The sequence below is a fragment of the Arthrobacter sp. BB-1 genome (genome assembly GCF_006151685.1).
Lineage (GTDB): Bacteria > Actinomycetota > Actinomycetes > Actinomycetales > Micrococcaceae > Arthrobacter.
In genome coordinates, this window is record NZ_VDEV01000044.1 from 31700 (window position 1) to 53089 (window position 21390).

16 protein-coding genes and 2 pseudogenes are annotated in these 21390 nt (G+C 61.1%); 15 read left to right on the forward strand and 3 right to left on the reverse strand.

The window, feature by feature from the left end:
• The 9 genes from FHJ30_RS20800 (at position 1) to FHJ30_RS20840 (ending at position 9615) form a co-directional block, all read left to right on the forward strand.
• Entirely contained in the window at positions 1-1290 is a 1290-nt protein-coding gene (locus FHJ30_RS20800) for a hypothetical protein (RefSeq protein ID WP_139031150.1), read from the forward strand.
• The gene (locus FHJ30_RS20805; RefSeq protein ID WP_139031151.1) at positions 1277-2785 is read left to right on the forward strand and encodes an SCO6880 family protein; all 1509 of its coding nucleotides are present in this window, start codon (positions 1277-1279) and stop codon (positions 2783-2785) included. The genes FHJ30_RS20800 and FHJ30_RS20805 overlap by 14 nt, the downstream gene beginning before the upstream one ends.
• On the forward strand, positions 2786-4381 hold the full coding sequence (locus FHJ30_RS20810) for a helicase HerA domain-containing protein (RefSeq protein ID WP_139031152.1): 1596 nt from the start codon (positions 2786-2788) through the stop codon (positions 4379-4381).
• Positions 4378-6147, forward strand: coding sequence for a type IV secretory system conjugative DNA transfer family protein (locus tag FHJ30_RS20815; RefSeq protein WP_139031153.1), 1770 nt, complete (start codon positions 4378-4380; stop codon positions 6145-6147). Before FHJ30_RS20810 ends, FHJ30_RS20815 begins: the two co-directional genes overlap by 4 nt.
• Positions 6144-6572: a DUF4913 domain-containing protein gene (locus FHJ30_RS20820; RefSeq protein WP_240793792.1), complete on the forward strand. Its 429-nt coding sequence runs from the start codon at positions 6144-6146 to the stop codon at positions 6570-6572. The genes FHJ30_RS20815 and FHJ30_RS20820 overlap by 4 nt, the downstream gene beginning before the upstream one ends.
• Before the next feature lie 262 nt (positions 6573-6834).
• Positions 6835-7095, forward strand: a complete 261-nt coding sequence (locus tag FHJ30_RS20825; protein WP_139031155.1) for a ribbon-helix-helix domain-containing protein — start codon at positions 6835-6837, stop codon at positions 7093-7095.
• Positions 7095-7334: a toxin gene (locus FHJ30_RS20830; protein WP_139031156.1), complete on the forward strand. Its 240-nt coding sequence runs from the start codon at positions 7095-7097 to the stop codon at positions 7332-7334. The genes FHJ30_RS20825 and FHJ30_RS20830 overlap by 1 nt, the downstream gene beginning before the upstream one ends.
• A gap of 119 nt (positions 7335-7453) precedes the next feature.
• On the forward strand, positions 7454-8695 hold the full coding sequence (locus FHJ30_RS20835) for a UPF0158 family protein (RefSeq protein ID WP_139031157.1): 1242 nt from the start codon (positions 7454-7456) through the stop codon (positions 8693-8695).
• 170 nt (positions 8696-8865) lie between these two features.
• Positions 8866-9615, forward strand: coding sequence for a hypothetical protein (locus FHJ30_RS20840; RefSeq protein ID WP_139031158.1), 750 nt, complete (start codon positions 8866-8868; stop codon positions 9613-9615).
• 1499 nt (positions 9616-11114) lie between these two features.
• On the opposite strand, the gene FHJ30_RS20845 is transcribed toward FHJ30_RS20840, so the two are convergent.
• Positions 11115-12338: an amidohydrolase family protein gene (locus FHJ30_RS20845; RefSeq protein WP_139031159.1), complete on the reverse strand. Its 1224-nt coding sequence runs from the start codon at positions 12336-12338 to the stop codon at positions 11115-11117.
• A gap of 104 nt (positions 12339-12442) precedes the next feature.
• Here FHJ30_RS20845 and FHJ30_RS22070 point away from each other — a divergent pair.
• Positions 12443-12621: pseudogene (locus FHJ30_RS22070) on the forward strand (aldehyde dehydrogenase); the annotation flags it as partial.
• A 1084-nt stretch (positions 12622-13705) separates the two neighbouring features.
• Here FHJ30_RS22070 and FHJ30_RS20850 read toward each other — a convergent pair.
• A complete protein-coding gene (locus tag FHJ30_RS20850) occupies positions 13706-14407 on the reverse strand; it encodes an isochorismatase family protein (RefSeq protein WP_139031160.1) in 702 nt (233 codons plus the stop codon).
• Between the two features lie 241 nt (positions 14408-14648).
• Between FHJ30_RS20850 and FHJ30_RS20855 the strand changes: the two are divergent.
• Positions 14649-15203, forward strand: a pseudogene (locus tag FHJ30_RS20855) (transposase); the annotation flags it as partial.
• Between the two features lie 37 nt (positions 15204-15240).
• On the opposite strand, the gene FHJ30_RS20860 reads toward FHJ30_RS20855, so the two are convergent.
• Positions 15241-16140 carry a MurR/RpiR family transcriptional regulator gene (locus FHJ30_RS20860; RefSeq protein WP_139031161.1) on the reverse strand — a complete coding sequence of 300 codons (900 nt, stop codon included), beginning with the start codon at positions 16138-16140 and terminating at the stop codon, positions 15241-15243.
• 187 nt (positions 16141-16327) lie between these two features.
• Here FHJ30_RS20860 and FHJ30_RS20865 point away from each other — a divergent pair, with 187 nt between their 5' ends.
• The 4 genes from FHJ30_RS20865 to FHJ30_RS20880 are packed head-to-tail and all read left to right on the forward strand — an operon-like array spanning position 16328 to position 21345.
• Positions 16328-17872 (forward strand): ABC transporter substrate-binding protein, encoded by a 1545-nt coding sequence (locus tag FHJ30_RS20865; RefSeq protein WP_139031162.1) that lies wholly within the window; start codon positions 16328-16330, stop codon positions 17870-17872.
• Positions 17872-18867: an ABC transporter permease gene (locus tag FHJ30_RS20870; RefSeq protein ID WP_139031163.1), complete on the forward strand. Its 996-nt coding sequence runs from the start codon at positions 17872-17874 to the stop codon at positions 18865-18867. Before FHJ30_RS20865 ends, FHJ30_RS20870 begins: the two co-directional genes overlap by 1 nt.
• Positions 18864-19712, forward strand: coding sequence for an ABC transporter permease (locus tag FHJ30_RS20875; protein WP_139031164.1), 849 nt, complete (start codon positions 18864-18866; stop codon positions 19710-19712). The genes FHJ30_RS20870 and FHJ30_RS20875 overlap by 4 nt, the downstream gene beginning before the upstream one ends.
• Positions 19705-21345, forward strand: coding sequence for an ABC transporter ATP-binding protein (locus FHJ30_RS20880; protein ID WP_171059160.1), 1641 nt, complete (start codon positions 19705-19707; stop codon positions 21343-21345). Before FHJ30_RS20875 ends, FHJ30_RS20880 begins: the two co-directional genes overlap by 8 nt.
• Positions 21346-21390 lie beyond the last annotated feature (45 nt).

Below are 21390 nucleotides of genomic sequence, written 5' to 3' on the forward strand. Positions count from 1 at the left end.
ATGGCCGAGTGCGGATTTGGGGACTGGAGATGCGAAGCCGGAAACGTAGCCGCCGGTGTAGCCGACGACGCCATCGGAAACCTCGCTAAGGCGATTTTGGAGGGAATGAGCCAAGTGGTAACAACGCTCTCCACGTTCTGGATAAGTATGCCGACCACAAATCTCACAACGGAGGATGGTGTAACGGCCAGCCCAGTAGTGGGCTTCCTTGATTCGCAACTGGCCTACTGGACGCTGACGCTGGCCGTTCTTTCCGTCATTCTTGGCGGTACTCGGATGATTTGGGAGCAGCGGGGCGCACCTTTGAAAGACCTGCTCCGGTCTCTTCTAACCCTTACTCTGGTTGCGGGTCTTGGCTTGGGAGTGATCTCCATTCTGGTGATCGCAGCTGATGAGTTTTCAGCAGCCATCATCGAACGCTCCACGGATGGCAAGGGCTTCGCCGACGCCATGAGCGTCCTGATCATGGTGAACCAGCCCGGCATTGGGGTTTTCATCCTGATCATCCTGGGCCTGGTGGGCCTGCTCGCGTCGCTGGTCCAGATCGTCCTTATGGTCATCCGCAGCGGCATGTTGGTGATACTTGCCGGCATTTTGCCCACCACCGCAGCTTTCACCAATACGGAGATGGGCCGGCAGTGGTTTCAGAAAGCTATTGGCTGGACGATCGCGTTCATTCTCTATAAGCCGGCGGCCGCGATCGTGTACGCGGTGGCGTTTCAGCTCATGGGCTCGTTTTCCGGCACGAACGCTTTGATTGGTTCCATCACGGGTTTTGCCTTGATGATCGTCGCCCTGTTGGCCTTGCCGGCTTTGATGCGGTTTGTCACCCCGATGGTTGGTGCGGTCGCATCAGGCTCCGGAGGGGGAGCCGCTGCTGCTGCAGGGGCCATGGCCACTGGTGCTGTATCGCTGGGCCGCAGCGGAAGCGGCCGCGGGAATGCGTCCCCGACCCCGCCCAGCCAGCCGTCCAAGAATGGTGCGTCTCCTGCCGGCAGCCAAGGTCCCGGCGGGACCAACGGCGGCAACGCTAAACCTTCACCGGGATCCGCCCGAGCGTCCGGAGCCGGGGGAGTCCCCGGTAAGGGCACCACAGGTAGCTCCGGTGCTGCGACAGCAGGGACGGGGGCCGGAGCCACTGGTACCGGGGCCGCGTCGGGGGCGGCGAAGGCTGCAGGTCCGGCCGGTGTCGCTGTCGCCGTCGGCGCACACGTAGCTTCACGGGCTTCTTCGGCCGCAGAACAGACCGCGCAGGATTCAACGGGGGAGGGCCCTAGTGGCAGCAATTAATACCGAGTACAAGGAACCGTCCTACGGAAACTGGCGGGTCCCGAGGTCCGCAGGTCTGGGGGACCTTGGCGCTATCGGCACCGGCATTGTTATGGCCGGGCTGCTGCTGGGCATCATCAGCTTTGCCATCTGGGGCCTCTTCGCCGGTCTGGGCGTCCTGGCCGTCGCCGGGGTGCTGGTCCTGCTGCTGACCGTCAAGGACAAACACGGCCAGTCCGTGGTGGACCGTTTCGCTACCCGGATGAATTTCCGGCTCGCCCGATCCTCGGGGGCGAACTTGTACCGCTCGGGCCCGCTGGGAGTGACGGAGTGGGGCATGTACCAGCTCCCGGGGTTGGCGGCGAAGTCGCGCCTGTATGAGTTCAACGACTCCTACAACCGCCCCTTCGCCATGCTCCACGTACCGACCACCAGCCACTTCACCGTCATCTTCTCCACCGAACCCGACGGCGCCTCCCTCGTGGATCCCGAGCAGGTCGATGCGTGGGTGGCGAACTGGGGCGGTTGGCTCGCCGGACTGGGCGATGAGGCAGGGCTGGAAGCCGCCGCAGTAACCGTCGAGACGGCCCCGGACTCCGGCTACCGGCTGCGCAATGAAGTCGAGATGAACATTGACGAGAACGCCCCCGAAGCTGCCAAGGCCATCCTCCGGGAGGTTATCCGGACCTACCCGGAAGGATCGGCGACCGTGCGGGCCTGGGTGTCCCTGACCTTTACCGCTTCCCTCCGTGCAGGGTCCCGGAAGCGTGAACCGGAGGACGTCGCCCGCGATATCGCCTCGCGCATTCCTGGGCTGGGTGCACGGTTGCAGGCCACCGGCGCCGGGATCGCCCGGCCAATGTCGGCGCAGGAACTGTGCGAGGTCGTACGGATTGCCTACGACCCGCCCGCGGCGCTGATTATCGATGAAGCCCACGCGTCCGGTTCCCCGGTCGCCCTGACCTGGGGCGAGGTCGGCCCCACCGCAACCCAGGCCGGCTGGGACGAGTACCGGCACGACAGCGCGTTCTCTGTCTCCTGGACCATGACTGGTGCGCCGCGGGGTTCGGTGAACTCTTCTGTCTTGTCCCGGCTGCTGGCCCCGCACGGGGACGTTGATCGCAAGCGCGTCTCCCTGCTCTACCGTCCGATGGATTCGGCCCGGGCAGCTGCCGTGGTGGAGCGGGACCAGAACAACGCCAATGTCCGGATCACCTCCGGGAACCGTCCCAGCGCCCGTGCCCTGGTCGATGCCCGGTCGGCGGCCCAGACTGCCCAGGAAGAAGCCCAGGGTGCCGGGCTCGTGAACTTCGGCATGGTCGTCACGGCCACGGTCACCGACGCTGCCCGGCTTCCGGATGCGGTGGCCGCGATCGAGCAGACCTCCGGGACCGCCCGGGTCCTGCTTCGCCGCGCCTACGGCTCACAGGACACCGCTTTCGCCGCGTCCTTGCCGCTGGGCCTGGTGCTGCCCAAACACATCCTGCTGCCCAGCGAAATCAGGGAGGCCCTCTAAATGGCCCGCTTCACGTTCCTGCAAGCGAAAAAAGTGAAAACAGTAAACACAGCAAAAAAGTCTTCCGCCGGGCAGGGGGAGGAGGGGACCTCGCGTCCTGGCCGTGTCCGGGGTCCCGGTTCACGCGGTTGGGGCGGCCGCGGTGGGGGAGCAGCTGCCTTGGTTCCTGCGGTGCGGGAGTACCGGGGCACGACGGTGCAGGTGTGCGGGTTGTGGCCGTTCAGCTCCGGCACGTCGTCGCCGATGATTGGTGTGCCGCTGGGCCGGCATGAGGAAACCCAGGCGACAGTCTGTTGCGACCCGATCAGCTGGTTTCAGCGCGCCCACCTGATCTCCAACCCTTCTGCGTTCATCCTCGGAAAACCCGGGCTGGGCAAATCCACGCTGGTGCGACGGATGCTCCTGGGCCTTTCCGGGCAGGGCGTGCACCCCCTCGTGCTGGGGGACCTGAAGGCAGAGCACGTCGACGCGGTCCAGGCGCTGGGCGGTCAGGTCATCCGGCTCGGCCGGGGACGGGGCTACCTGAACATCCTTGATCCCGGTCAGGCCGTCGAGGTCGCCCAGCTGCTGGAAGAACAAGGGCACCACGACGCGGCCGTCCGGGTCCGGGCCGACGCGCACGGCCGACGGCTGAATATGGTCGTCTCCCTCATCACGATCAGCCGGAACTCACCCCCGACGGATCAGGAACAGACCATCCTGGACCGTGCCCTGCGGGTGCTCGATGACACGTTCGACGGCATTCCGGTCCTGAAAGACCTCCTGGACGTCATCACCGCGGCCCCGGCCGAGCTGCGCCAGGTCGCCCTGGACCGCGGCGACATGACCGTCTACCTGCAGGAAACCCGGGCGCTGGAAGCGACCCTGCTGGGCCTGACCGGTGGCGGGAAGCTCGGCGAAATCTTCTCCCGGCAGACCACTAACCCCATGCGGCGGGACCGTGCCGTGGTCTTCGATGTCTCCAGCATCGACGAAACCGAAACCGACCTGCAGGCAGCGGTCCTCCTGGCGTGCTGGTCCTACGGGTTCGGGACCGTCAACGTCGCCAACGCCCTCGCCGATGCCGGGCTGGAACCGCGCCGGAACTACTTCGTCGTCCTCGATGAGCTGTGGCGGGCGCTGCGCTCAGGCAAGGGCATGGTCGACCGCGTCGACGCCCTCACCCGGCTGAACAGGAGTGTTGGTGTCGGGCAGGTCATGATCTCCCACACCATGTCCGACCTGCTGGCCCTCCCGGCCGAGGAAGACAGGATGAAAGCCCGCGGCTTCGTTGAACGTTCCGGCATGGTCATCTGCGCAGGACTGCCGGCTTCGGAGATGCCGCTGCTGACCGCTGCGATCCCGCTCTCACGGCAGGAACAGCAAAAGCTCATCTCGTGGCAGGACCCGCCCGCCTGGGATTCCCGCGGTGGCGACGTCGAACCCCCGGGCCGGGGAAAGTTCCTGATCAAGGTCGGCGGCCGCCCAGGCATCCCCTTGACCATCGGTTTAACCTCCATCGAGGCCTCGCTCAATGACACCAATAAGCGCTGGCATGCACCGGCAGAAATTCTGCTGGATGCGGCAGCTCCGATCAGGGAAGAAGGTGCGGCATGAGTGCCCCGAACCGCAAGGGAACCGGCCTCGGTGACGCCTTGGGGATTTGGCTCGCCATCGGCGCCGGAACCATCTTCGGCGGCGGCACCTGGGTTGCCGCCCACCTGGGGTCGTGGATGGCCGGCCTCGCCGCCCCTCCGGCGCACCCGATTGACTTGATCGCCGGGCTCGCCAAGGGCCGGGTGCCCTGGCCGGACCAAGCAACTGTGGTGGCCTGCGTGCTGGCCGGTGTCCTGATCGCGCTGGTGGTGACGGTGCTGGTGGTCCGGTCCCGGACCGCGAGTAGACGCACCAGGGTGGACAAAGCAGCGGTGTACATGGGCCGGGGCAAGGACCTGAACCACCTCTCGACCAAGGGCGCCACGGCAACGGCCGTGCGCCTCGGCGTGGAAAACTCCACCGGGGTCCGCCTCGGCCGCAGCGTGGCCGGGAAGCGCCCGCTCTGGGCATCGTGGGAGGACATGCTGATCCTCATCGCCGGGCCGCGCACGATGAAGACCACCTCCTACGCCGTCCCCGCCATCCTTGACGCACCCGGTGCGGTGATTGCCACGTCCAACAAACGTGACATCGTCGACGTCACCCGCCCCATCCGCTCCGAGGCCGGGCAGGTGTGGGTCTTTGACCCGCAGGCCGTTGCGGAAGAAGAGCCGTCCTGGTGGTGGAACCCGCTGTCCTATGTGAAGAATGAAGCCACGGCAGGGAACATGGCCCAGCATTTCGCCGCAGGCTCCCGGGAACCCGGAACCAAGCCTGATGCCTACTTCGACCCTGCCGGGCAAAACCTGCTCAAAGCCCTGCTGCTCGCAGCGTCGCTCAGCGCCGCCCCGATCACGCAGGTGTACACCTGGCTGACCCGTCCGCACGACGAAGCACCGGCTGACATCCTCCGCGCCGCCGGGTTTGACCTGCTGGCTGACATGGTCATCGGCCACATCCGGGAGCCGGAAAAGCAGCGGGCCGGGGTCTACGGCACCGCCCGGCAAATGGTTTCCTGCCTCACCGACCGGGACGTCAGCCAATGGGTCACCCCCACACCGGGCACCACCGTCGACACGGACCCCCGTCCGCAGTTCGTCCCGGAAGACTTCGTCCGCGGCAAAGGCACGCTCTACAGCCTCTCCCGCGAAGGCGTCGGAACCGCAGGCCCCCTCGTCACCGCCCTGACCGTCGCCGTCGTCGAAGCGGCCGAAAAATACGCCACCTCCCAACCCGGCGGGCGCCTCGCAACCCCGCTGCTCGGGATCCTCGATGAAGCGGCAAACGTCTGCCGGTGGAAAGCCCTGCCGGACCAATACAGCCACTACGGCTCCCGCGGCATCATCCTCATGACCATCCTGCAGTCCTGGTCACAGGGCGTGGAAGTCTGGAACCTCGAAGGAATGCGGAAACTCTGGTCAGCATCCAACGTCAAAATCTACGGCGGCGGCGTCTCCGAAGTCGGCTACCTCGACGAGCTCTCCCGCCTCATCGGCCAATACAGTTACATCAACGTCTCCCGCAGCCACAGCAGAACTGGGTCGTCCTCCTCCAGGCAGGAAAGCAAGGACGAGATCCTGTCCGTTGCCGACCTGACCGCGCTGCCAAGGTTCCGGGCCATCCTGCTCGCCTCCGGCGCCCCGGCCACCATGATCGAAACCATTCCCTGGATGAAAGGGCCCCACGCCCAAAAGGTCAAAGACTCCCTCGCAGCCACGGAAACAATTGCGCGCGCCCCTGTGGCTGTTGCCACACGCAATCCATGGACGGACGGGGACAAGGCGTGAGTGAAGAGTTCGCGGACGCCTTCGGAGACGAAGAGGAGCAGTCCCCGGCCGGCGGGCACAGCCACGCTGAGCCCGAACCGGAACTGGTGTACTCCAGCGCAGTGGAGTTCTTCGCTGACCTCCTGGCCCAGTCCTACGTCCGCGAAGTCAACGAAGGCGCAGCCTCCGCGTGGTGCCCTGAGTGGTACAAACACCCCGAAGCCCTCATCCGGATGGAAGCGATCTGGCGGGCCTGGGAACACCTACGGTTGGAGCCTGCGCTCGGGGTCAGCACCTGGTGGTTGAACCACGCCGACCCACACATGCGCGTCCTCATGGACAAAGAAGGCCCCTTCAAAAAATGCGCCTACGACGGACACAAAACCCCCGCCCCGGACAAGACCGCCCTTCCCCACAAGACCCCCGAAGCAGGAATCTTCGACTAGCAGGGACTGCCCTCCAGTGCGCGCCTGGAAACCCTGCTTCTTCCAGCAGGCGGTCATGCTTTGCAAATCCTCGGGCGTGAGCTGCTTGTCCGAGCTGACGCGCCACAGGTCTACCTGATGAGGAGTGCCCCCTGGGGCGCGCTCCATGGAATCGTCAGCTGGCAGCCATAAGGACACGCTAAAGGGCGTTCGCATGGACGGGCCAGCACCGAATCTTCTTTTGGACCTTCCACCAGTTTCAATTTCGTAATACGATTTGGATGTGAGTGATGAAAAGATCAACGGGGTGCCGGTCACGGACGGGATGATCCAAGCGTGGGCCGACGAGGCTGAGCGGGGATACCCGGTCGAGCAATTGCGCAAGCGAGGCCGCCGCCCGGTCGGTGAGGGCCCCGGCGAAGTGGTACCGGTGCGCATGGACGCCTCGCTGTTGCAGGAGCTGACCGCTCGAGCCGAGCATGATCACCTGAGCCGTTCGGAAGCGATCCGCGCAGCCGTCCGGGCGTGGATCAGCGCCGCGTAGTGCAGGCGCATTCATCCGCTCTTAAACACGGCATCAGCGCGGAGGATGGGATTTACGCTGCAGATCACGCGGTGTACGTTGCGGACCTCGACGAGGACAGCCCGGCCCGGCAGCTCAGGCTCGGATTCGACCCCGCAGGCCGCCTGCTCGAACTCGTCGTCCTTCGGTTCGACAGCGGCAATGAGCTGCTGATCCATGCAATGAAAGCGCGAACCCAGTACCTGGACCTGCTCGCCTAAAATCACATCCCGTGCCCGCCCTCCCCGCGGCGCACCGCCCTCCTGCGGGATGAAGGCGCCCGGAGCCGTGCAGTAACGCGACGAAGGGGCGCCGCAGCGGTTCGTGCCATCCTTGGGGTATGGCGCGAACCTGGTTATCGGTGACGGTGGAACTGCTCGGTGGTCGGGGTGAGGAGCTGTGGCCCTGGCCGGGGCGCATCTTCGCGGTCGGACCCTCGCACACCTTCATGGATCTCGCCAACGCCATCAACGATGCCTTCGCCCGTTGGGACCGCTCGCACCTGTCAATGTTCACCCTGGTCGACGGCCGGGTCATAACCGATAAAGAAACGGGAGCCGAGTTGGCCGGATCCATCGGTGGGCCGGTCATCACAGCTATCGACATCGCGACCGCCAAGGTCGCCCGGACGCTGGATCCGGGGTCTGAGTTCCAGTTCATGTTTGACCTTGGTGACGCGTGGACGCACCGATGCGTGATTGGGGAGGCAAAGGTCGACCCGCTGGAGGAATTGGGTATCCGCCCTGATTCCCCTCTGGCCTACTGGGGCTGGGGCCGCATCCCAGACCAATACGGGCGCCGGTGGGCCACTGATGATGGGGAGAGCCGGGTCCCGGCGAAACCGCGCGAACCGCATCCGATGCTGCTGCATGCGTGGCCCGAACAGGTCTCGGTGCCGAGGCTCGCCCTGTCCGAAATGCGTGAAGCCATCGCGGCAGCAGACGCGGCCCGTTTCCTCGCAGCCCTGACAGGACGCGACATCGATGACACCCTCCAGCAGGTGGGTGCCGGCATACCGATGGCCCTGGAGCACAGGCGCCAGGAAGCCGAGCCAGTGGCGCTGTCGGTCATCAACCGGCTGACCCGGCGCGGCTGCGCCGGTGACCACGTGCTGGCCGAGGACCTGTTGGCCTCCCTGCGCCGCGTGCCGCTGCCATGCCGGGTTGTTCCCGTGGACCTCGACATGCTTAGCACCATCTTGGAAGGGGACCCCGATCTGTCCACCGGCGGCTACCTCGACCTTCACACCGGGCAGGTGTACGACGAGGCCGCCACTGACCCGATGATCGTCGGGCAGGACACCGCGATCGGCGTAGAGGATGAACCGGACCGATGGCTTCGGCTGAACCGCACGGGTTCCGGGAACGGCTGGCAGGACATGGCAGCTTTCGCAGACAGGCAGCACGAGGAAGCCCTCCGAGAGCGACTGGAGCGGGCGATCGAGGGCAAAGGCGCCTTCTTCCGGTTCCGGGAAATCGTCCACGACGAGAACCTCAGCGAACACTGGTACGCCTTCTCTACCGACCGGCAGATGGGCCGTGCTCGCGAATACCTCGCTGACAACGGTATCCACGTGGGCTGACCCGGGCTCGGCCGGTTGGTCCCTTCGACGTGCGGACCTACCCACCTGAATGGCCACCCGGAAATTCGGGAGGGCTTTACTGTCACGCCAGGGCCAGTGTCGGGTACGGTGAACCCGGCACACTGGACAACATTCAGAGCACCCCTGTCGGGGAGCGGGCAAGGAATCTCATGGCCGGTAACGAGCACACCTGCGGCAAAGAAGTGGATGCTGGCACGCGGCCAGAGGAGCACGACGAGATCAGCGACGCCCTTGAGTGGATGCGCCTGACGTATACCCTCGACTACGCCGCCCGCCCCGACTCCTGGGAACGTCCCGAAGACTACCCGCAGTCATGGAGCATTCGCGCCTACATCGACGCTGACATCCTCGAACCCGACTACGACACCCTCGACGCCGGCGCCCAAGGCCGGGTCACCGTCGCCGAAGCCAGCGTCCACCTCGTCCCGGACGTTGGCAGCGTCAACCTCTTCGACACCTTGGACGCCCACAGCGCTGACCTGTCCCGATTCGCCGAAGCGTTCATCGTCTCCGGATCCGAGCCCAGTCAGCTCAGCGTCGAGGGCGAACCGGTCCTCGAAGGCGATCTGATGATCGTGTCCTGGGTGAGCGTCCAGCCGCGGTTCCGTGGGCACCGGGCCGGGCACCAAATATTCAAGGCTATCCTCGGAGCAATCGGCCGCAGTACCGTCGTCACCGTCCTGCACGCGGCCCCCGGGCTCAAGGACGATACGGATGAAGGATCCCTGAAACACCGGAGGGAATGCCGCGCCCTTGCCAAGTACTGGGGCGAACTCGGATTCCGGCCACTGGACGGCAACATAATGGTCCTGACCTACGAGGACATGCTCGCCATGCTCGAGGACGAGGACCAGGAGGACACCGATTTCAACCTCGACGAGCTGCGTGATGTGCCCTAATGCAGCTCTCCCAAGAGCAGCGCGACGCGGCGTTTAGGAACCTCCGAACCAAACTCGACGAATTGCCCTGACGCCAGGAGTCCAAGGCACAAAGGTGGGACTAGAAGCTGTCCATAGTTGTGGTCAATCCGGGTTGTCCACAGCTGGAATTGGGAGCCCTGAGGATAGCTCCCTTCGCAGCAGTAGCGGTGGATAACCCATCAGGATTGTCCCCGGGTGTGGGCAGCGGAACCAATTGTCCAGACGGTTTCTGGACAATTGGGCAACAGGCTGTTGCCCAATTGCGTCCCTGCCCCGCGCAAGCTCCTGAGCCGGGCTGGCTGTCAGATTTGAACCTAAGACAGAAGGGTGGGGGAGTGTAAGAACTGCTCTGAAGACCCTATTCTGGCGCCCTTTTTTCTTGCTGCTGACGTCAGGTTGGGGTGTGCCCTAACCTGACGATGACGCCCGGCCGGTGAGCCAGGTTCTCAAGACCCGATGGGACCGGTTATAAAAGTGACTATTTTGCCAAGACCTTGAGCAGGCCTACGCCCTGCAGGGTCTCCAAAAGGCATAAATAGGTCGAAATCGAACATGCACGCGCACCAGTGACGGTGTCAGTGATGGTCGAAAACTGAGCCGTTTCGTGAGCCATCACAATACCTCAGTTTTCGACCGTCACCGACAGGTGTCTGCGGGGCTATGGCATAACTGGCGCCGACAGGGAAGCGGCTCACTCGAGCTTGGCGTGGCGCAGGTACTGGTTGCTGAAAGGGTTGTGGGCTCTGAGATATCAACCCAATCGTCCAAACACCTCTGGACATTGAGTCAAAAGTACCCGGCGCCGCTGCTAGGCGGGAGCGGGCGGCGATGCCTTCGGGACGTTCGAGATCAGGAGTGAGCCCAGCGATATATTATGTAGACCGCTACATGGCCCAACGTCCTCTCACCCACCCTCGTCAGGGAGGGCCCGGGCCTCTCATCGATCCGGCTGTCGTCCCGCGCAGGTTCACAGGAAACCCAAGGTCAAGGTACGCATAATGACCGGAGCTTCGCCCATTGCGGAGTGCCAGACCAGACATCCGAGGCTGCGGCGTTGTTTGCATAAAGGATGCAATGGCGCTCACACTCCTTCACAGCAGATCGAGCTCCCGGGTAAAACCAAACGGGGATGTCCGGGCTGATTGCGACCGTGAATGTTGTGAAGTCCACCCTGGTTACAAGAAGGCCCCAACCCGTGGCTCACTCACGAAGGATAGAACTGGCGTGCTCCAGTTCGCGATCTATTGAACGGGCGTCCTCGGCTTTGACAATGATCGTCGACGTCTTGTTGACATAGTGCAGTCCTTTTCTTTCGACTCGGCGCATGGTGTCGTTAGTCTTTTTCCACGGCCTCGGTGGCCATTAGTGGTTGTGGCCTTCGCACCTGCTCAAGGCATGGCGGAAGCTGCCTCAGGCGCCGCTGGCACCCCTGGTATCAAAACTGGTCGACGTGCCCGCCAGCGTGGCAGATTCAAGAATTATGCGATGATACGCCCCTCTTGAATAACATGCACACGATGCTCTTCGAAACGGGAGAGGACACCAATGTCTACAAGCGGGTCACCGTCGACGATGATGAGGTCTGCGATGGCACCCGGGGAGACCTCGCCAAGCTCGCCGTCGCGCTCAACAAGGTGGGCGGCGTGTAGTGTTGCACTCTGAATGACCGCAAGGTTACTTTGCACCTTCGATCGTAGTTCGAATTCGTAGTTCTGATGTTGCTGCAAAGCACCAAGCAAGTCAGAGCCGAAAGCAATCTTAACCCCCTTCTTATCTGCGAGCCGCAGCGCTTCAAGCCCCGCCTCCCGCACGGGAACGGCCTTCTCCCAACCCTCCTGCGAGAGACCGTGATCCCGGCCGAAGGTAACCATCGCCCAGTGCGTTACCAGAGTCGGCACAAGAATCGCTTCGTGCTTCAGAAACAGATCAACGCTTGACTGGTCGAGTAAACTTCCGTGTTCAATCGAGCGGACACCCAGCTCGAGGCAGCGATTTATCGCCTTCGGCATATAAGCGTGCGCAGCAACGTACCGGTTAGCGGCAGTGGCTTCTGAGACGATCGCTGCAATCTCTTCCTCGGAGTACTGTGTGGAATCGACCCGGTCAGTGGGCGAGGCGATTCCGCCTGAAGCCATGATTTTGATGTGGTGAGCACCTTGTCGCAGCTCATCACGTGCCGCCTCACGGACTGCTGAAACCCCGTCTGCAATGCGCCCGATTCCTGCGCAGCAGTTTGAGAATTCAGGCCGATGGTGCTCTCCGGGGCGCCGGAAATCCGCATGACCCCCTGTCTGTGAGATTGCCTTTCCCCCGTAGAACAGCCTTGGACCTAAGAAGAGCCCTTCCCGCTGGGCAAGGGCGAGACCAAAATCTGCCCCTCCTGCATCCCGAACAGAGGTAAAGCCCCGCCTAAGCATTTTTCCCATGCAGGAGATGGCGTGCGATGCAACGTACGAACGCGCCATTGAATCGAGGCTCTCGAATTGGGTGTTCAAAGCCGTCACGTGCACATGTCCATCGATGAGGCCTGGAAGCACGAACTTTCCAGTCACGTCGACCACCTGAACACCTGGTGGAACTGCTCCCGAAACGCCGACGTTCTCAATGCGGCCCTCGTTCATCACGACGTCGGCCTTGCGATAGTCACCTGAACGCACATCAAGCACCTGGGCATTTCTGAGCACTAACGAGACATGCTTCATTGCTCACCTTCTGATTGTTCTCTGCTTCAGTGGCGATCCGCCTTGATATACAATAGCGACAAAATTACACACATGCAAGGATTGTTTCAAAAGTTGTGCCGACCCTGAAGGCAAGTCGGGTGTGGCAGGTCGGTTCACCGACCACGCCTACCCGCCGGGGCGCCGCGTTCGGCCGGCTACAAGTCCTCAGGCATCGGACGCGAAAACCACTCCATGATGCTGGACCACTACCGGCAGACCAACAAACCTGCTGGTCAGCTACAACGAAAACAAGCTCGGCTTCTGCAAAGGACGCCTTGCTGCAGGCCCGGCCAGTCTCCCTGGCCAAAACTTCTCGCCGGAGGTGCTGGCCGCATCCGCCATGGAGCTCCTAGACCTGCTCGGGGGGAGTACGTGCAGCTGATGCGACGGGTCGTCGCCCCCATGTGCTACCCCGCCGGGCGAATTCCTCGCGTCTAACCAACAACAACGAGAACTGTCTCAAAAACTTGACGGCCGCAAACCGCTGGGCTGCTGGGTTTGGGCGGCCCTTAGTAGCAAGGAAGACCGCCCGTGCCCGCAGCCCGGGAACAAGAACTTCACCGCCCCGGCCCCGATCCAGATCTGGGTACCCATTTCAAATACGCGCGGGTCTACCGGAATCGTGTATGTCGGCCTGGTCATGCACCTGGGCTCCTGTGCCATCGTGGGATGGGAGACCTCAACCGTCAAAGCCAGGGCGTTCGTCGAACACTGCTTGCGTTCCGCTCTCGGGCGGCGCCAGCGTACCGACCTCTCGGTACCGGCGGTCGGATCCTCATTCAGAATGCGGGCAGCAGTACACCTCGACCCGTCGCGCCCGCCATTGCGGTCCGCCGTGTAATAACTGGCCGGCATTCCGGCAGTCCCAGGTGAAACAGCGTACTGGGCAGCGACGTGGTCGCGCAGCCGAAGCGAGGAACAGCTCTTTGCCGAGGACCGTATACGCCGATATCCCGCCCCGCTCCCAGGATTCGACCCGACGGGGCTTCCCGGCCGTTGGGGAACACTCCGGCAGGTCCGACAGCGTGATCATATTCGGTCCCGCCCTCCCGGAACCGGGCCATAGCCGCAGGACCCCACCGTCTCCGGTTAGTAATTCCTGTCCGCCAAACGCCCAAGGTACTCATCCGCGAGCTTGAACTGCGGCGTCTCCTGACCGTCCAACGCACAGCTGCCTTCACTCTCCTCAAGCCAAAGGCCGAAGGGAGGTCATGAAGAACAGGTGTACCCGTACTGACCCAAATAACAAGGAAAGCTCATGGCTGGCGTGTCACTGAGCTGGGGAATGATCAAAGTAGGAGGGCCGGGGGACGCCGGCCCTCCTACTCGACCTTCTGCAATGGGACTTACACCCGAGATGCATGCTCTGACTGCATTTGCGCGTTCACCTCATCGACAGGCTTCCGTGGCTCCCGGGCAGGCAGCGTACCGAAGTAAGCGAGAACCTGATCGCTCGATGTAACTTCGACGTACCGGCGATGGATGTCTCGCAGGTTGGACTCGTGGGCATCCTGACCATGATCGCCGACGGCGTCCTCGGGAACTAGGGTGCGGAACCCATAGGAAAAGGCATCAACGGACGTGGCCCGGACGCAACCAGATGTGGTGCACCCAGTCACGATGACAGTGTCGATACCTTCCGCCGTCAATAAGGAGTGGAGCGGTGTGCCATTGAAGAATGACGGCCAGAGCTTCGGCAGCATGACGTCCCCCTCGGCCCAGACCCGCTCGTCGGGCGTCGACCAACGCGACCCGGTGGTCATCTCACGCGTGTAGGGGAGCTTGATCGGCCAGAGACCACGCTCAATCTCATTGTCCCAGGCCACGACGGTGTGGAATACAGGTATATGCAGACGCCGGGCTTCTGCAGCGATTCGAGCCGCGTTGTTGGTGGCGCGGTCGATCAGAGGGGATCCGCCAGCGGTGAACGACGGATCTGTGAATGCGTACTGCAGGTCAACTATAAGAACTGCGGGGCGGCTTCCGGGCGCGATCTTGGCCTGTCCGTATCCTTTGTTGACCCAAGCGTCGCCTTCTTCTAGCTTCATGAGCTTCCTTTCGTTGCGTGACTCTGACTTGCTGCGCGGCCGCTGATTGCGGGTGCGTGCGGGATGCACGGGCCGCCTGCCAGCTCGATTTCGATCGGCGTGAAAGTGTGGCACTCCCGAGGGATATCGGCCCAAAAGCAACGTTACCTAGAAAACAAGGTTGTTGCAACAAGGCTATCAACAGTCCAGTCTTGCAAGCATTGTTTCATTTAGAAGAATGCCATCAGCGGAATCCTGCAAAGTCTCAAAGTGGCGTTCCCGCGAGGAAGAGCTTTCCTTGTCCATCGCCCGCGTCGAGGCCGTGCGGCTGGCCAAACACGTCCTGGCGCTGGATGAGCAACTCAAGGCCAACGAGAACCAGCTGGACGATCTGGTGAAGGTCAGCGAGGCCGCACCGCTGCTGGAGGAGACGGGGTTCAGGGCGATCAGCGCTGCGAAGTGCCTCTCCGCGTGGTCGCACGAAGGCAGGGTCCGTAACGAGGCAGCATTTGCCTCCCTGGCCGGGGTAAATCCAATACCCGCGTCCTCCGGGAACACTGTCCGGCACCGGTTAAACCGGGGCGGTGACCGGTCTCTGAACAGTGCCTTACACATGGTTGCGATCGTCAAGATGACCCATGACGGCGAAACCCGCGAGTACGTGGAGAAACGACGCGCCGAGGGTCGTACTGACAAGGAAATACGTCGCTGCATCAAACGCTACCTGGCCCGCCGCATCTACCGCACGCTCAGCGCGGTAGATGCGACGGACGCGGTTGACAGACATAGAAGAGTCGACCGGTTGAATCCGTCTTGATCACCTTGGTCAGGGTGCGCGCCCGCAGTCAGATTCGTCAGTAGGAGCGCAGAAGCCCGAACTGTTCCCAGCGCTTCTCGGTCCGAGCAATCGCATCCTTGGCTCGATCGGGGTCGAGGGCGATTAGTTCCGCGATGATTGCTTGAACGACGGACACGACGGTCGAGAGCGATGTCTGAAACCCAACAGCCTCAGATGGTACGCGAATCACTTCGGTGCACTGCTCTTCAATGTCATGCGTCAGGTTCTCGGACAAGAGGATGATTGGTACGCTCTGTTCGTTGCATGCCCGGATGGTTTGGAATGTTACTTCATAGAGCCGCCAGAAACTCATGATGATCACGAGGTCGTCCGGGCCCAATTGGGCGATGGTGTTCACTACCTGCATCTCTTCCGAGAGCAAACGTACATCGTAGCCATGTAGCCAGGCGGAATGGGCGAGAGCGTAGCCAACACCGTTGTAGCTCCCGAGCCCGACGACGAAAGCTCGCCGGCTCTTCTGGATCAACTGGGCGCACCTTCTTAATTGCTCGAGATCGCATGCCTTCATGAACGAGTTGATATTGTCGCGGTCACGAGTGAGCCAAGCGTATGCCGGTCGATCTTGACCGTGGCTGCGATGCTCCGCGATTTCCGCGGCACTCAACGAAGAGATGTAAATTGCCCGGAGTTCTTCTTGGAGTGCGGGCCACCCCATAAATCCCAAGGACTTCGAGGCCCTGGTCACTGTACCGATGCTTACGTTCGACTTCTCTGCTACCTCCCGTATGGATCCGTACGAACCGAGCCGGGGATGTGCTGCAAGCGAGTCCGCAACCGACTGCTCCTTCCGAGTGAGCACGTGGCGTTGAGAGAGCGAGCTCAGCCAGCTTGATACACCGGTAGCTGTAGGTGGCATCGTTGTTGTTCCTTCCCGGGATCCACGTATTGGGCTCATTGCGTTGCTCAGGCCCCCTTAGGCTACTGGATCGCATGCGAACAGGGGTCTGCGAACGAGGCTTTCTGAAACGATTCTATCTAAATCGGCAGATTTATACATATCTATTGATTTTCGGGGATGCCGCGAAATACGATGAGTAGCGGCTACAACGAAGTGGTGTTAGAGAGAGAGCAGGGGCAATGAAATGCAGAAAAAATCCTTAAGCTGGTCGGTTATGGCTTGCGCCGTGGCAGGGGCTCTTGCACTGTCAGGCTGCACGGGATCTGGCGCCGACAGTGATGCTGCAGTGGAACAGAAGCTGCACTTTGGTTTCAGTGCCGAGGCGCCGGCGCTGATTGCGGGGGCGGATCAGGGAGCATCAGGCATGATGATGAACTCTCTGCTGCACCGAGGACTTGTCGCGTACGACGAGAAGGGTGAGGTTGAGCCAGCGCTGGCCGCAGAGTTCGAACAGGTTGCAGCGAATGAGTATCGGTTCGTTCTGCGTGAGGGCCTTACGTTCCATGACGGTTCGCCGGTCACCCTCGACAACGTGAAAGCGACGTACAAGTACTATGCCGATCCTGGCAACGGAGCAGCCTTCGCCACTGCTTTTGCAAACATCGACTCAATCGAGGAAGGTGCTGACGGGGAATTTACCATCAAGTTGAAGCAGAACAATGGGGTATTCCTTGAGAACTTGGCCGACCCGAACACGCCGATTCTTCCTGATAGTGCCCTGAATAAATCGGTGGACAACGTAATCGGAGCCGGCCCCTTCACACTCGGTGAGAAGGTTACTGGCGTGGGGCTCACTGTTGAGCACTTCGACGGTTACTACGAGAGCGGGGAGGTCGCACTGGATGAAATCCAAATCACCTACTACAAGGACAGTGCGGCGCGAGTGAACAGCCTCCTCGGGGGTGACGTCGACATCATCGACTACGTGCCTTGGGAGAGCTTCGCGCAGATCGAGGATGCTTCCGGCTTCTCCCTTACTTCCAAGGATGGACCCGGAAACCAGATGCACTTCAACACCAACGTCGCGCCATGGGACAACCCGAAGGTGCGGCAGGCCGTCGCCTATGCCATTGACCGTGAAGCGATTGTCAACAGCGTCTTCTATGGCAACGCGAAACCAATATACGGGGTTGCAGTTGAAGAAGGCAGCGAGTATGACATTCCGGAAGCCACAGCTATGTGGGAGTACAACCCGGAGAAGGCTAAAAAGCTTCTCGCAGAAGCCGGATATCCCAATGGGTTCTCCAGCACCATGCTCGGAACGTCGCAGTACGAATTCTCGCAGGACATAACCATCAGCGTGCAATCCGACCTCAAGGAGATCGGGATCAATCTTGAACTTGAACTGACGGACTTCCCCACCATGGTGGAAAAACTTGGGGCATGCGACTATGCCACTAACGGCGGTGGTGCGGTTGTATCTCCCGTGACAGACCCGAGTTACCTGCTTAGCTACGTCACCGGAAAATTCATCTACCACCCTTGCGGCTACGAAAATGATGAGCTTACCGGGCTGCTGCAGAGCGGCCTCGCAGCGGAGACGGATGAGGAGCGACTCGCGGACTACAAAAAAGCCTTCCAAATCATTCAGGAGGAGGCACCGTTCGTGCAGCTCGCACAGCGTGGCCAAGCCTTCGGCGTGAGCGATAAGGTCAAGGGGTTCGAGATGCTACCAGGCTTCAAGGTCTCAATGTCCGGACTTAACTTCACGAACGTGACGGTGCAGTAATGAAGTTCACCCTCGGCAGCGTCCTCGAAAGGAGACCCATTTGGGTGAGCTTCTTCGTCAAACGGATCCTGATCGCAGTCGGCCTCCTGTTTGCCGTTGCGACAGTCGTGTTCGTGATGATTCAATCAGTGCCGGGGGACCCGGCAGCACTCTTGCTGAGTGGCGATGCCGGGGGTGCCTCTCCGGAAGCAATAGCGGCACTTCGTGCCGAACTTGGGCTGGATAGGCCGATCCTGATCCAGTTCGTCACGTACATCGGCGGGCTGTTGACCGGCGACCTGGGCATGTCATATGTGCATAGGCAGCCCGTGCTGGACCTGCTGTTGGAGAGACTTCCGAACACACTCGAGCTCGTTGCCTATGCGGGACTCGTATCGGTTGTTCTCGGGATCATCTTCGGCGTGGTGTCAGCAGCCATGTTCCGGGGGAACGGCACAATTTTCTCGGCCTTGACGTCCTTTGGGCTGTCGGCGCCGGTGTACGTGTTGGGTACGTTGCTCGTCTATTTCGTCTCAGTGAAACTGGGTTGGCTGCCAGCAGGCGGTTTTACCAGCTTCTCGGATGATCCTGCCCGACACTCCAAGCTGCTGATACTTCCCGTCATCTCGATTGCTATAGGCTTGACCGCCATCATTGCCCGCACAACCCGCAGCTCGGTGCTAGAGACCCGACAGCAGGATTGGGTCCGGACTGCACGGGCGCAGGGGCACTCGTCTCGTCGGGTGTGGGTGCACGCCATCCTGCGGAACTCACTGACGCCAGTACTCACCATCACCGGCCTTGAAGTAGGGATACTCGTGGGCTCCACGGTGCTGGTGGAGCGGGTCTTCAGCTGGCCAGGACTCAGCTCCCTGCTCATGGAGAGCGTGAAGGCTCGGGACTACCCGCTCCTGCAGGGTGTTATCTTGCTCACCGCAAGCATATTTATCATCATCAACGTCGTGGTTGATTTCCTCTACGGAGTGCTCGACCCACGCGCGAGGAGCGGAACATGAAGTTGACACTCAAGCGCCTTTTTCGAGGCTTCTCTGCGATGCACTGGGCAGCCATGGCCTTCATTGTGGTCCTGCTCGTCGTGAGCATGCTGATTGAATATATCTCTTCTGTTGATCCGCTCGCCCAAAATTCGACCAACCGGTTTCTTCCGGTAGGCAGTTCGGCTCATATTCTCGGAACGGATCAGTACGGCCGGGATATTCTTGCCCGTCTCATCTATGGTGCTCGCATTGAACTCTTCATCGCATTCTCGGCAACGGTCGGTGCACTCATTCTGGGCACTTTCATTGGCCTGGTTGGAGGCTACTTCGGGAAGTTCATCGGAGGGCTCTCCATGCGGTCCATCGATGTACTGATGACCATGCCGCCGCTGCTGCTCGCGATGTTCGTTGTCACGCTGTACGGGGCAGGAGAAGTCACGCTGACGGTCGCACTGGTCTTCATCTTCCTGCCTGCATTCGCGAGAATTGCATACGGACAGACACTAACAGTGCGAGCAAAGGAGTATGTCGAATCGGACGTGCTGTATGGAGCGAGTTCGAGTCGCATCCTCTTGAAAACAATCGTTCCGAACATTATGGCGCCGATCATCGTGCAATTCACACTCGTCATCGCGGCAGCGATTCTCATGGAATCAGGATTGAGCTTCCTTGGTCTGGGGGTTGTTCCACCGGCGCCCTCATGGGGATCCATGGTGGCCGAGTCGACCCGGTTCATGGCAACTCAACCTGCCGCGCTGATGACGCCGGCGATTACCGTGATCATCACCATCCTCGCTTTCAGCCTCGTCGGCGATGGCCTGCGCCGCTCCCTCGACCCGAGAATGGAGCTCCCTCATGCATAACTCGAAATCTACCCTTCTTGATATCCAAGATCTTCGCGTTTCCTTCGGAGGTGAGAAGGAAGCCGTACGCGGCGTGAACCTGCACGTGGCCGAGGGAGAGATCGCAGCACTCGTGGGTGAATCGGGTTCAGGGAAGTCCGCGACCGCAATGTCCATTCTGAGGCTGCTGCCTGAGACCGCGAAAACCGCCGGCTCTATCGGTTTCGGCAACGAAAATCTTCTTAAGGCTTCCCAATCGAGACTTCTAAGCGTGCGGGGCGGTGAAATTGGCACCGTGTTCCAGGAGCCGATGACGGCTTTGAACCCTGCCCTTCGGATCGGAAGACAGCTCGCAGGCGCTATTCGAGGGGCAGACAAGATAGGCCGAAAGGCAATCCTCGCACGATGCGTTGCACTACTCGACGCGGTGCACATTCGCGACCCGAAGTTGAAACTGCATCAATTCCCCCATGAGCTCTCAGGCGGTCAAAGACAACGGGTAATGATAGCGATGGCGATTGCGAACAACCCCAAGCTCCTCATCGCGGATGAGCCAACCACTGCTCTCGACGTAACGGTGCAGGCGGAGATTCTCAACCTGATCCGAGAGTTGCGCGATGAGCTCGGGATGGGCGTACTCCTTATTACTCATGATCTAGGCGTGGTGGCAGACATTGCAGACAGCGTCAATGTGATGCATCGCGGCGAGATCGTCGAGTACGGGTCCGTGTTTGATGTCCTCGAGCAGCCAAGGATGGACTATACGAGACATCTGCTGGAGAATTCGAGCACAGAGAATGTGCGTGTTGTTGCCCGGCTCGAGTCTGCAGAGGGGGCGCCGTCTAGTGAAGTGATGAGCGCAGCGCCAACCACGAGTGTCCTCTCGTTCAAGGGACTTTCCGTTCGATATCCGGGGATGCGCTCCTCACAGGAATCCGTTGTCAAATCAATCGATTTTGAGCTCTCAGCGCATGAGACTCTCGCCATTGTCGGGGAGTCCGGCTCGGGCAAGTCGACGCTCGGTAGAGCGATAGCGGGGCTCTTACCGTCGACATTCGAGCACGCGGCGGTGGAGGGCGAAGGCATCGCGCGTTCGAGAGATCTCCGTGGTGCGCTGACCGCTTCATTTGTCTTTCAGGACAGCGCCTCGTCATTGAATCCGCGACTTTCAATTGGTGACTCTATCCTGGCACCTCGACTGTACAGTGGTGCTCCTAAGGCGGAACTGACCGATGACGCCGCTGCCAAATTGCTAGAGAGTGTTGGTATCGACCCGGGATGGATAACTTTGTTCCCGCATCAGTTATCAGGCGGCCAACGTCAACGCGTGAGTATTGCGCGCGCGATCTCTAGGCCCCCGCAGCTTCTAATCGCTGATGAACCAACGAGTGCCCTCGATGTGGCGGTGCAGAAGCGGATCTTGATTCTTTTGGCACGCCTGCAGCGAGAACTACGGTTCAGTTGCGTGTTCATAACGCATGACTTGCATCTTGTGCGCGATTTTGCCGATCGTGTCATGGTGATGCAGGGCGGTTGTGTGCAAGAGGAAGGTCCGGTCGACGAGGTACTGTCACGGCCTAAGAGCGAATACACCCAAAAACTTCTGGCGTCCACACTCTCGACTGACCTTAGCGGTCGCAGGGTCTCGGGATAATGTTTCGCTTCCCGCTGGCTCTGTTTGTGCTGCGGAATGGCGGAC